We start from the raw sequence: 12,102 nt of genomic DNA, 5'->3' as shown, positions 1-12,102 counted from the left end.
TTTGCTTACTTTTGGTGCTTTTCAAAAGTAAGTCGCCGAAGGCGAAACAGTCTGCCCCCAGGCAGACGCTCTTGATCCTCAAAAGCAGCCCCGATGATCACCGCGCCTTGCGAAACGTAAAATTAATCCGCTGCTCCCCCAACTGCGGATGCTCCGCCTGCCGAATCGGCAACACCCCATGAAAGCGCAGCCGATCAACCCCGCCCCACACCACCACATCCCCATGAAACAACGGCACCCGCTGAGTCGGATCACTGCGCCCAAGCCCGCCAAACAAAAACATCGCCGGCAAGCCCAGCGAAACCGACACCACCGGCCACTCCAAACCGCGCTCATCCTTATCCTGATGAAGCGACATCTTGGCTCCGGGGATGTAACGATTGATCAGACACGCATCCGGCACAAACCCCGCAAACCCGGCAGCTGAAGCCGCCGCCACCGCCAGCTCCATGAACACCTCAGGCATCGCTGGCCATGGCTCACCCGTGAGCGGATCGATGGGGGAATATTTATAGCCACTTCGGTCAGTGGTCCAGCCGAAGTCCCCGCAACTGCTCAACGCCACCGACATCGTGTAACCGCCGGGCGTGACCATATGGCGGAACGGCGCCTGGGTCAGCACCGACTCCAGCGCAGGCAGCAATGACTCGATGAAAGGCAAAGCGAAGCCACGAAACACAAACGACGCCGGCCCGATCTGCTCATGTGAAGGCGGTTGCGGCGTATCCTCCGCGAACAGATCAAACGTCGCCGGCGTCGTGCCCTTGCGCTGCATCACCATGGGCTTCCCCGTTCAGATTTCGGCTACAGCGCTTTGCTGACCTTCACATCGCTGATGACATCGGTGCTGTCGCCGTGCATCTTCTGCAGGGCGGCCAGGGCCTCATCGGCGGAGGGCGACTGCAACAGGGCAAACTCGAAACGACGCTCGCCGTTGAGCTTGTAGCTGATTGCGTATTTGACGACGGGGGCAGGGGTGCTCACATTTTACTCCTGGAAAAAACTGACCGGATGTTCGCAAAAAAAATACAAAGATTTCACGCCAGCCGGTGTTCAATGGCGCTTTGGCTCAATGGCGCATCAGCTCAGACGCGAGGACGAGCGGCGGACGATTTTGATCGAATGGGTGAAGGCAGTCTTGCGCCCGCCATGGCTGTCGAGCTTGCGGCCGGCGGTGTCAATGGTGATGTTCCAGAAGCCGGTGCTGGGCACCGCGATCTTCGCGGGGAAACGGTCAAACGCGCCGCCGTGGTAGGTGTGACGACCGCCGTTTTTGAAGCTGCGGAAGTTGGCATCACTCATCAGGCGTATGTTGCAAAGCTGGGAGCATTCGATGACGACCATGTCGTCTTCGTTGAGGTGCTCGCGCTGGTGTACGAATTTCATGGGTGTCTCCGGAGACAGCGTTCTCGAAAACCCGAAACCATAGCACGACGAGCCTGGGCATTGATCTTCCCGGCGGGTTTTATTGATCGAGGACTCGCTTGAATCGACGCAAGGCTGACCGCCAGGCTGGCAGTTAAAAAAGCACACGCGCGGGATTTAATCCGGGTCGGGCTTGTCGTAAGCACCTTTACTGGAGGGATTGTATGAAATTGGCGGTTGTTATTCTGGCCCTGGCGATGACCGGTTGCGCCACAGTTACGGACATCGAACACACCCCGGCGACCATGAGCGTCATGTCCGGCAAGTCGCCGAAGGATTATGCCGCGTGCTTTGTCGGACGCATCTCTGACAGCCGCAAGCCGCCGCAGATCGAGCCGCACAAAGAGGGCCTGCGCATCATCGTTCCACAGAAGTTGCTGACCAGTGACCCTGCTGCCATCGTCGACATCGAGACCCGCTCCAGCGGCAGCTCGATCAAGCTGTTCGAACGACTGTCGAACAACCCCCTGCGGCCCAAGGACGTGCAGCACGCCGTGACGGCCTGTATCTCGGGCGAGTGAGGCGACTGCGGGGCGAATCAAGGGTGACGGAGTTCAACGGTTAGACGGGCGAGACGTTATTTGCAGACCACCAGCACGGTGCGGTTTTTATAGTTGCCGACATCGACACCCAGGGTCTTATCGTCTTCCTTGGGTTGCGGCGTGCCGTTGGTGCTGACGATGTTGTAGCCGGTGCCCGCGCACGAGGCGTCAGCCTTTTCGTAGCAGGCGGCCCAGGACATGGCTTCGCCGGAGCAGTCGATGCTCAACGCCTGCTTGCCGTCTTTGAGGTAAGTGTTCTGCGCAGTCGCGCAGCCGGTCAGGGCCAGTACAGCAATGACGGATAAGATCTTGATCATGGTGGAATGCTTCGCGATGAGGGCCGGTGTGGGAATTGCTAGTCTGAGACTGAGAGGCGGTGCCATCGTTCCGGCATCACCGTAGATTTTTTGCAGGACTTGCTCGGCAGCATCCGTGGCCGAAGCTGCGCAGGAGAGGCCTCGGCCGCACTCCGTTGCGGAGCGGGCCGGGCCGCCTGATCAGTCCTTCTTGTCAGCCCGACGACGCGGGGCTGGCGTGTCTTCGAACACGGCGGCGACTTCGATGGCGCTGCTCTCGCTGGAGAACGGGCCTGCCACGGCTTCACCGTCGTGGCCGACCAGCCACCACTGGCCGTCCTGGAGCTTTTTGATCTGGTAACCGTTCACGCTTTTGACTTCAGACATCGACTCGTCTCGATTAGTAATTCAGGCGCCCATGATAATCGGCAAATGCCAAAGGGCAATCGCACAATTTCCCACGCGCGATGGCGAACAGGGCTACGCTTGCGAAGGTCACCGAACGGCGGTTACGCGGCGCTGGATGCCCTCGTACGAAGGACAGCATGGAATTCCAATAATCAGTGGGTGAAGCGTGGCGAGTGAGCTGGTTGCTGAGCTATTGGCGGAACGATCTGCGGAACTATCTGCGTCAGCGTTCCTCTACCTAGGCAGCGAACGGCCAGTAGCGGCATTGTAAGGTTATCGCCGCCTCATTAGACTGCGCCGCAACACCCCCAGCTCATCAAGGATTTATATGATCAAGAAATGCTTGTTCCCTGCAGCCGGTTACGGCACTCGCTTCTTGCCAGCGACCAAGGCCATGCCCAAAGAGATGCTGGCCGTTGTCAACAAGCCACTGATCCAGTACGGCGTGGAAGAAGCACTTGCTGCGGGTTTGACTGAAATCTCCATTGTCACCGGCCGCGGCAAGCGCGCGCTGGAAGACCACTTCGATATCAGCTACGAGCTTGAGCACCAGATCAAGGGCACCGACAAGGAAAAGTACCTAGTCGGCATCCGCAGACTGATCGACGAGTGCAGCTTTTCCTACACTCGCCAGACCGAAATGAAAGGTCTGGGTCACGCGATTCTGAGCGGTCGTCCGCTGATCGGTAACGAGGCATTCGCCGTGGTGTTGGCGGATGACCTGTGTGTCAACCTGGAAGGTGACGGCGTTCTGGCGCAGATGGTCAAGCTGCACCAGCAGTACAAGTGCTCGATCGTGGCGATTCAGGAAGTTGACCCGAACGAGACCAACAAGTACGGCGTGATTGCTGGCGAAGAAATCAAGCCAGGCCTGTTCCGCGTCACTGACATGGTCGAGAAGCCGGCACCGGATGTTGCTCCGTCCAACCTCGCCATCATCGGTCGCTACATCCTGACCCCGGACATTTTCGAAAAGATCGAAAACACCGAGCCAGGCAAAGGCGGCGAAATCCAGATCACCGACGCCCTGATGAAGCAGGCCGCCGAGGGCAACGTCCTGGCGTACAAATTCAAAGGCAAGCGTTTTGACTGCGGCGGTGCCGAAGGCTACGTGGAAGCCACCAACTTCTGCTTCGAGCACTTCTACAAGACCGGCAAATCGACTCAGTGATGCATCTGTATCGGTAGTCAGCGTCTAGCTGTGCTGTCAGACAAAGCCACCTTCGGGTGGCTTTGTCGTTTCTGTCCTGCGGAACTTGCCGAGCGCGCTCAAGCGGTTATGCTAGCGCATCGCTTGGGAGAGACACATGAGCTACGACTTTGACCTTTTTGTAATTGGCGCGGGCTCGGCCGGCGTCCGCGCAGCGCGGTTTTCCGCCGGTTTCGGCGCGCGCGTGGCCGTGGCCGAGAGCCGTTATCTGGGGGGCACCTGCGTCAACGTTGGTTGCGTGCCGAAAAAACTGATGGTCTACGGCGCGCACTATTCCGAAGACTTCGAACAGGCGAAAGGCTACGGCTGGAGCAGTGGCGAGGCGCATTTCGACTGGCCCACCCTGATCGCCAACAAGAACCGTGAAATCAGCCGCCTCAATGGCGTCTACCGCAAGCTGCTGGACAGCAGCGGCGTGACACTGATGGAAGGCCATGCGCGCCTGCGCGGCCCCCACGAAGTCGAAATCAACGGCCAGGTTCACACGGCCGAGCACATCATGATCGCCACCGGTGGCTGGCCGCAGGTGCCGGACATTCCGGGCCGCGAGCACGCCATCACCTCCAACGAAGTGTTCTTTCTCGAACAGATGCCCAAGCGCGTCGTCGTGGTCGGCGGCGGCTACATCGCAGTCGAGTTCTCTTCGATCTTCAACGGCCTGGGCGCTGACGTCTCGCTGATGTACCGCGGCGAATTGTTCCTGCGCGGGTTCGACGAAAGCGTGCGCACCCATCTGCACGAAGAGCTCGCCAAGCGCGAGATGGACATCCGCTTCAAGACCGAAATCAACAGCATCGAGAAGCTGGCCGACGGCACCTTGCAACTGAGCCTGAACGACGGCAGCTCGTTCAACACCGACTGCGTCTTCTACGCCACCGGCCGCCGTCCGATGCTCGATAACCTGGGCATGGACACCGTCAACGTCGAGCTGGATGAGAAAGGCTTCATCAAGGTCAACGGTGACTACCAGACCACCGAGCCATCGATCATCGCCGTCGGCGATATCATCGGTCGGGTGCAGTTGACGCCGGTGGCCCTGGCCGAAGGCATGGCCGTCGCGCGGCGCCTGTTCAAGCCCGAGCAGTACCGCCCCGTGGACTACCGCCACATTCCCACTGCCGTGTTCAGCCTGCCGAACATCGGCACGGTCGGCCTCACCGAGGCCGAAGCCATGAAGGACGGCTATGAGGTGCAGGTGTTCGAAAGCAAGTTCCGGCCGATGAAGCTGTCGCTGACCGACAACCAGGAGCGCACCCTGATGAAGCTGGTGGTCGACGCCAAAACCGATCGCGTTCTGGGTTGCCACATGGTCGGCCCGGACGCGGGCGAGATCATCCAGAGCCTGGCGATCGCGCTCAAAGCCGGCGCTACCAAACAGATTTTCGACGACACCATTGGCGTGCATCCTACGGCGGCGGAGGAATTCGTCACCATGCGCACACCGACGCGTTAAGGTGTGCGCCGCGCGCGTGATTGAACGACACGCGGCACATGTGAACGGTCCGGCCTCCATGGAGGGAGCTGGACGAGCCATTGTTTTTAGGGACGGACCCACTCTTTGACCAGCACGAGTTTTTCGGCAGCCATGCCCTTGAATCCAGCAGGACCTGACGACCAGGCGCTTTCCAGAACCGAAACGCTTGAGGAAAGTGAGCGGCAGTTTCGCAGCCTCGCCGACAACATGAGTCAGTTGGCCTGGATCGCCGATCCGGCCGGGCGCATCCATTGGTACAACGAGCGCTGGTACAGTTACACCGGCACCTCGTACGAGGCGATGATGGCGTTGGGCTGGCGATCGTTGCATCACCCTGACCATGGCCAGCGCGTCGAGTCGCGCCTGCAGCGCTGTTTCGCGACCGGGTCATTGTGGGAAGACACCTTCCCGCTGCGTGGCAAAGACGGCCAGTACCGCTGGTTCCTGTCCCGTGCGTTGCCGATCCGCGACGACCGCGGCAGCATCACCCACTGGCTGAGCACCAGCACGGACATCACTGCGCAAGTCAGTGCCGAAGATGCGCTGCGTGAGCTGAACGAGAGTCTTGAGCAGCGTGTCGCCGCGCGTACCCGTGAACTGGCCGAGAGCAATGAGCGCCTGCAGATCGAAATCAGCGAGCGCGCCCAGGCCGAAGAGGCCCTGCGCCACGCGCAGAAGATGGACGCGATCGGCCAGTTGACGGGCGGCATCGCCCACGATTTCAACAACATGCTGACCGGCGTGCTTGGCGCGCTGGACCTGATTCAGCGGCGGGTGGCCGCAGGCCGCGTGTCGGAGATCGGTCGTTACATCGAGGCCGCCATGGGCTCGGCCAACCGCGCCGCGTCACTCACCCATCGCCTGCTTGCGTTCGCCCGTCGTCAGTCGCTCAATCAGTGCCCCGTGGACGTCAATCACATGGTGGCGTCGATGGAAGAGTTACTGCGCCGCACCATCGGCGAAAGCATCGAGCTGGAAGTCGATCTGCACGGGACCTCGTGCCTGACCAACACCGATGAGCACCAGCTGGAAAACGCGCTGCTTAATCTGGTGATCAACGCCCGCGACGCGATGCCCGATGGCGGCAGGCTGCTGATCCAGACTGAACTGACCCACATTGCCCTGTTGCAGGATGCGCTGGCGCCGGGCGACTACGTGCGCCTTCGCGTGCAGGACACCGGAATGGGCATGTCCAGCGAAGTCATCGCTCGGGCTTTCGATCCGTTCTTCACCACCAAGCCGATCGGGCAGGGCACCGGGCTGGGCCTGTCGATGGTCTACGGCTTCATCAACCAGACCGGCGGCCGGGTCAGTATCTCCAGCGAAGAAGGGCGCGGCACGCGGATCGATTTGCTGCTTCCCTGTCATGAGGCTGCCGCCGAGTGTGCGCCCGTCGTGAACCCCAGCATCGAGCCGCCTCGCGCCAGTCAGGGCGAGCGCGTGCTGGTGGTCGAAGACGAGCCCGATGTGCGCATGCTGGTGGTGGATGTGCTCAAGGAGCTGGGTTACCGGGTGATCGTGGCCTGCGACAGCCATGAGGCGCTCCCGGTCCTGCAGGGCAGCGATCCGGTCGATCTGCTGGTGACGGACGTCGGACTGCCGGGCTTGAATGGTCGTCAACTGGCGGAGGTGGCCCGTCAGCATCGCCCCGGGCTGAAGGTTCTGTTCATGACCGGCTATGCGCGAGAGGCCGAGGTGCGTGGCGACTTTCTCGACGATGGCATGGATCTGCTCACCAAACCCTTCAGCATCGACGAACTTGCGGTGCGCGTGCGAAGCCTGATCGAGTCAGACTGAACGCGCCTTTCCCGGGCCCGACTGTCCCTCAACAACGTCTTCTATTAATAAAGCATCCTTATAGTCAAAACCAATCGTTAGCATGAGCTTTGCCAATGAGTTCTTGCCGACGATTTTGCGTAGTATCCTCCCCATCGAATTTGTAACACCCATTTCCACAACCCTCAGGAGATTCACTGATGCCTATCATCAACAGCCAAGTCAAACCGTTCACGGCAACTGCTTTCAAGAACGGCAACTTCGTAGAAGTGTCGGACGCCGACCTGAAAGGCAAATGGTCTGTAGTGTTCTTCTACCCGGCTGACTTCACCTTCGTTTGCCCAACCGAGCTGGAAGACCTGGCGGACAACTACGCCGAGTTCCAGAAACTGGGCGTCGAAATCTACAGCGTTTCCACCGACACTCACTTTGCTCACGCTGCCTGGCATAACACTTCGCCAGCCATCGGCAAAATCCAGTACACCATGATCGGTGACCCAACCCTGAAAATCTCCCGCAACTTCGACGTCCTGATCGAAGAAGCGGGTCTGGCTGACCGCGGTACCTTCGTGATCAACCCGGAAGGCGAAATCAAAATCGTCGAACTGAACGACGGCGGTGTTGGCCGTGACGCTTCCGAGCTGCTGCGCAAAATCAAGGCGGCTCAGTACGTCGCTGCTCACCCGGGCGAAGTCTGCCCAGCCAAGTGGAAAGAAGGCGAGGCCACTCTGGCACCGTCCCTGGACCTGGTTGGCAAGATCTAAGTCGTCATGACCGGATCGGGGGCGATGAGCCCGTAGGCACGTAAACCGCATCGCCCCCAAAAAACGCCCGGGCGGTTATCGCTCGGGCGTTTTTTTTGTAGAACTCGCTGGATTCCGACGCGGATCCAGACCCTGAAAGTGAAGAAGGAAGCCGAACCATGTTGGACGCCAATCTTAAAGCTCAGTTGAAATCTTACCTGGAGCGGATCACTCGCCCGATCGAGATCATTGCGTCCCTTGATGACGGCGCAAAATCCCAGGAAATGCTGGCCCTGCTCAATGACATCGTCAGCAGCTCCGACAAGATCACCCTGGACACCAATGGCAGCGATGCCCGCACGCCGTCCTTCGCCCTGAACAGCCCGGGCCAGGACATCAAGCTGCGCTTCGCCGGTCTGCCAATGGGCCACGAATTCACCTCGCTGGTGCTGGCACTGCTGCAAGTCGGCGGTTACCCGTCCAAATCCTCCGAGGAAACCATCGAGCAGGCCCGTAGCCTGACCGGTGAGTTCAAGTTTGAAACCTACTTTTCGCTGACCTGCCAGAACTGCCCGGACGTGGTTCAGGCACTGAACCTGCTGGCCGTGCTCAACCCGAACGTGCAGCACGTCGCCATCGAAGGCAGCCTGTTCCAGCAAGAAGTCACCGACCGTCAGATCATGTCGGTGCCAAGCATCTACCTGAACGGCGAACTGTTCGGCCAGGGCCGCATGAACCTGGAAGAGATTCTGGCGAAGATCGACACCAGCGCCGGTGATCGTCAGGCAGAGAAACTGAACGCTAAAGAAGCCTTCGACGTTCTGGTCGTCGGCGGTGGCCCGGCCGGTTCCTCCGCAGCGATCTACGCTGCCCGTAAAGGCATTCGCACTGCCGTGGCAGCCGAGCGTTTCGGCGGCCAGGTGCTGGACACCATGGCGATCGAGAACTTCATCTCCATGCAGCACACCGAAGGGCCGAAGCTGGTGGTCGCCCTCGAAGAGCACGTCAAGCAGTACGAAGTGGACGTCATCAACCTGCAGCGCGGCGAGCAGTTGATTCCGGGCAAGAATGGCGAGCTGCATCAGGTCAAGTTCGCCAGCGGCGGCGTGCTGAAGGGCAAGACCGTGATTCTGGCGACCGGCGCACGCTGGCGTGAAATGAACGTCCCGGGCGAGCAGCAATACCGCAACAAGGGCGTGGCGTACTGCCCGCACTGTGACGGTCCGCTGTTCAAAGGCAAGCGCGTCGCGGTGATTGGCGGCGGCAACTCCGGCGTCGAAGCGGCCATCGACCTGGCCGGTATCGTGTCCCACGTGACCCTGCTGGAATTCGACGCCAACCTGCGCGCCGATGCGGTGCTGCAACGCAAGCTGCACAGCCTGCCCAACGTGACGGTCCTGACCAGCGCGCTGACCACTGAAGTGACCGGTGACGGCCAGAAAGTCAACGGCCTGCGCTACAAGAACCGCCTCACGGGTGAGGAAATCATCGTTGAGCTGGAAGGCATCTTCGTGCAGATCGGCCTGCTGCCGAACACTGAATGGCTCAAGGGCACCGTCGAGCTGTCGCCACGGGGCGAGATCATCATCGACCAACGCGGTGAGACGTCCATTCCGGGCATTTTCGCTGCCGGGGACGTGACCACCGTGCCGTACAAGCAGATCGTGATCGCGGTCGGCGAGGGCGCCAAAGCCTCCCTCAGCGCCTTCGACCACCTGATCCGCACCAGCGCCCCGGCGTGATGGTTTATTAGTGGGACCGGCTTCAGCCGGGAAGACTTCGGTTGCCACACTGCAAAAATGATGGTGTACAGACTGGCCTCTTCCCGGCTAAAGCCGGTCCCACTAAAAGCAAAACCTCATGAGCGATCATGAGGTTTTTTTTGTGCTGTCATTTAGGCGACCCCGCCTTGTGGAGCCGGGCCTGCATGATATTCTCGCGCCCGTTTTCATCACTGCCTTGAGATCCCCGTGAAATTCATCCACCAACGCGAACACCTGAATGAAGGCGACATCGTGGTGATCGAGTCCTCGAACGCCTGCAATATCCGCCTCATGAGTGACGCCAACTTCCGCAGCTTCAAGAACGGCGGTCGCCACACTTATCACGGCGGCGCCTTCGACCGCTTTCCGGCGAAGATCGTCGTGCCCAGCACCGGCTTCTGGAACATCACCCTGGACACGGTCACCCAACGGGCGATCAGCGTGACGCGCAAGCCCAACCTCAAACACTCGATCAAAATCGTGCGCCGGACAGGCTCAAAGCTCCAAAACTGAGTGGCTGATGACTGCACATTCAGCGGCGTGAATCAGGCCCGCCATTGCAGCGGGCCTGGGGCAGGGGGTCAGAGTTTCGGCAGTTGACCGATGCGGCCCATCATCTCGGTGACGATCTGCAAGTCCAGCAGGAACTGCTCGGTGGTCTTGAACTCGGCGTCGGTGTGACCGGTGTATTTGACGTCGGGTTTGGCCAGGCCGAACTGCACGCCGTTGGGCAGCTCATGCACGGACGTGGCGCCGGCGGAAGTGCCGAACTTGTGCTCCATGCCCAGGTTCTCGGTGGCCACGGCCAGCAGCGCCTTGACCCACTCGCCCTCGGGATTGCGGTACATCGGCTCGGCGATCGAGTAATTGAAGCCCGGCGTGATATGGCTCTGCTGGGTCCAGGCGGTCAGCTTCCGTGCGATTTCCGCCTTCAGCGCTTCCGGTGATTTACCCCGTGGTACGCGCAGGTTGACCGCCAGCTTGAAGGCCTTGTCGTCCATTGCCACGTAGGTCAGCGAGGCCGTCAGCGGGCCCATGAACTCATCACTGAAGCCGACGCCCAGTTTGGCGCCCAAGTAGTCCAGGCCCCAGTTGTCAGCGGCGTAGCGCGCGGCGTCGGTGATCGCGTTGTGCTTGAGCGCGACCTTACCGTCCAGGCCGTTGATGAAATCGAGCATCCGCGCCACCGGGTTGACCCCCGATTCTGGCTCGGAAGAATGCGCCGACACGCCGGTGACGGTCAGCTTGACGTCCTTGCCGGCCACTTCCGCGTCGACCTTGAAGTTGCCGCCGTTGCGCTGGGCGTACTCGGCGCCGGCTTTCTGCAACTCGGCCGCGAGTTCAGCGGGTTGATCGCTCACCAGCGTGACGACCGATTTTGACGGGATCTGGTTAGTGGCCATGCCGCCGGTCATCGAAGTGATTTCCGCGCCCGTGCCTTCGGCGGTGCGACGGGCGAAGCTGGCCATGACCGTACCGTAGCCCTTTTCCGCGATGACCACCGGGTAGCTGCCGTCGAGCGCCAGGTTGTAGGCCGGCGTCGGGTTGCGCTCGAAATAGTAGGGAATTGCGTCGCCGGAGGTTTCTTCGGTGGTGTCGATCAGCAGCTTGAAGTTGCGCGCCAGGGGCAGCTTTTCTTCCTTGATCACCTTCATGGCGTAGAGCGCGACGACGATGCCGTTCTTGTCATCCTCGGTGCCGCGCCCGTACATGCGGTCGCCGATCAGGGTGATTTTGAACGGATCCAGACGAGTGCCATCGGCCAGCACCCAGTTGTCCAATGTGACCGGCACGACGTCGGCGTGGGCGTGAATGCCGACCACTTCAGGGCCCGCGCCCTCAAGGGAGATTTCATACACGCGGTTGTCGATGTTGCGGAAGGTCAGGTTGAACGACTGCGCGAGGGTTTTGATTTTCTCGGCCATCTTGATGAACGCCGGGTTGTCGTGCTGTGCGACGCCTTCAGTCTGGAACGTAGGAATGGCGACCAGCTCGCGCAGGGTTTCGGTGGCGGCGCTGCCGTATTTCACCCGCGCATAAATCCCCAGCAGGCGATGGATATCGTTCTGCTCATCGGCGGACAGCTTTTTATTGGCGAGGAAGGCGTTGATCGCCGGCTCGATGCCGGCAGCCTTGACGACGTCGGTGGTGCTGATCGTCTTGAGGAATTGGCGGAAATCCGTGACCGCGTTTTCTTTGAGACTGCCGACAATCGTGCTGCTTTGTTGCGCGGTGAGGTTGGCAAAGGCAGCCGGTGCAAAGGCGGAGACGCCGGCGAACATCAAAGTGGCGGCGGCGAGTTTTTTGAGCGAAAAGTCCATTGGGTGGGGCATTCCTTGGCAGGCATGTTGAGAGAAATGTCTGATCATTCGATCAGAAACCACCGCACGCTACCATCGCCGGTGGAACAGGGGGAGTCCTCCTTGTGATATCTGTCGCCTTCAAGGGGAAAAGCGGCGCAGAAC

Annotated in this window: 13 protein-coding genes; 7 read left to right on the top strand and 6 right to left on the bottom strand. The window is 60.3% G+C overall.

Features of this window, described 5'->3' with window-relative positions; translation table 11 throughout:
- Nucleotides 1-97 precede the first annotated feature (97 nt).
- From alkB to AC07RO_RS26305, 3 genes are all read right to left on the bottom strand, one after another.
- Nucleotides 98-775 (bottom strand): DNA oxidative demethylase AlkB, encoded by a 678-nt coding sequence (alkB, locus tag AC07RO_RS26315; protein ID WP_282373723.1) that lies wholly within the window; start codon nucleotides 773-775, stop codon nucleotides 98-100.
- A 29-nt stretch (nucleotides 776-804) separates the two neighbouring features.
- Nucleotides 805-984, bottom strand: a complete 180-nt coding sequence (locus AC07RO_RS26310; RefSeq protein ID WP_192172114.1) for a hypothetical protein — start codon at nucleotides 982-984, stop codon at nucleotides 805-807.
- A 96-nt stretch (nucleotides 985-1,080) separates the two neighbouring features.
- Nucleotides 1,081-1,386, bottom strand: a complete 306-nt coding sequence (locus tag AC07RO_RS26305) for a DUF1883 domain-containing protein (protein ID WP_037010615.1) — start codon at nucleotides 1,384-1,386, stop codon at nucleotides 1,081-1,083.
- Nucleotides 1,387-1,589: 203 nt separating this feature from the next.
- Here AC07RO_RS26305 and AC07RO_RS26300 point away from each other — a divergent pair, with 203 nt between their 5' ends.
- Nucleotides 1,590-1,946 (top strand): hypothetical protein, encoded by a 357-nt coding sequence (locus AC07RO_RS26300; RefSeq protein WP_122534636.1) that lies wholly within the window; start codon nucleotides 1,590-1,592, stop codon nucleotides 1,944-1,946.
- A gap of 56 nt (nucleotides 1,947-2,002) precedes the next feature.
- Here AC07RO_RS26300 and AC07RO_RS26295 read toward each other — a convergent pair whose 3' ends face one another.
- On the bottom strand, nucleotides 2,003-2,284 hold the full coding sequence (locus AC07RO_RS26295; RefSeq protein ID WP_065987192.1) for a hypothetical protein: 282 nt from the start codon (nucleotides 2,282-2,284) through the stop codon (nucleotides 2,003-2,005).
- A 180-nt stretch (nucleotides 2,285-2,464) separates the two neighbouring features.
- On the bottom strand, nucleotides 2,465-2,650 hold the full coding sequence (locus AC07RO_RS26290) for a hypothetical protein (protein WP_065987194.1): 186 nt from the start codon (nucleotides 2,648-2,650) through the stop codon (nucleotides 2,465-2,467).
- Between the two features lie 349 nt (nucleotides 2,651-2,999).
- Between AC07RO_RS26290 and galU the strand changes: the two genes are divergently transcribed.
- From galU to AC07RO_RS26260, 6 genes are all read left to right on the top strand, one after another.
- A complete protein-coding gene (gene galU, locus AC07RO_RS26285) occupies nucleotides 3,000-3,842 on the top strand; it encodes a UTP--glucose-1-phosphate uridylyltransferase GalU (RefSeq protein WP_192172113.1) in 843 nt (280 codons plus the stop codon).
- Between the two features lie 136 nt (nucleotides 3,843-3,978).
- Entirely contained in the window at nucleotides 3,979-5,334 is a 1,356-nt protein-coding gene (gene gorA, locus AC07RO_RS26280) for a glutathione-disulfide reductase (protein WP_495087489.1), read from the top strand.
- A 105-nt stretch (nucleotides 5,335-5,439) separates the two neighbouring features.
- Nucleotides 5,440-7,152: a hybrid sensor histidine kinase/response regulator gene (locus tag AC07RO_RS26275; protein ID WP_495087488.1), complete on the top strand. Its 1,713-nt coding sequence runs from the start codon at nucleotides 5,440-5,442 to the stop codon at nucleotides 7,150-7,152.
- 179 nt (nucleotides 7,153-7,331) lie between these two features.
- Nucleotides 7,332-7,895, top strand: coding sequence for an alkyl hydroperoxide reductase subunit C (gene ahpC / locus AC07RO_RS26270; protein WP_065987199.1), 564 nt, complete (start codon nucleotides 7,332-7,334; stop codon nucleotides 7,893-7,895).
- 158 nt (nucleotides 7,896-8,053) lie between these two features.
- Entirely contained in the window at nucleotides 8,054-9,616 is a 1,563-nt protein-coding gene (gene ahpF, locus AC07RO_RS26265) for an alkyl hydroperoxide reductase subunit F (RefSeq protein ID WP_495087487.1), read from the top strand.
- A 228-nt stretch (nucleotides 9,617-9,844) separates the two neighbouring features.
- The gene (locus tag AC07RO_RS26260) at nucleotides 9,845-10,150 is read left to right on the top strand and encodes a DUF1883 domain-containing protein (protein WP_282373314.1); all 306 of its coding nucleotides are present in this window, start codon (nucleotides 9,845-9,847) and stop codon (nucleotides 10,148-10,150) included.
- 68 nt (nucleotides 10,151-10,218) lie between these two features.
- Here the strand turns inward: AC07RO_RS26260 and AC07RO_RS26255 are convergent, their stop codons facing one another.
- Nucleotides 10,219-11,958, bottom strand: a complete 1,740-nt coding sequence (locus AC07RO_RS26255; protein ID WP_346629805.1) for a dipeptidase — start codon at nucleotides 11,956-11,958, stop codon at nucleotides 10,219-10,221.
- Nucleotides 11,959-12,102: the final 144 nt, after the last annotated feature.

It is taken from the genome of Pseudomonas sp. GW821-FHT07F05 (assembly GCF_059418765.1).
This window is presented reverse-complemented; position numbering and strand designations above follow the sequence as displayed.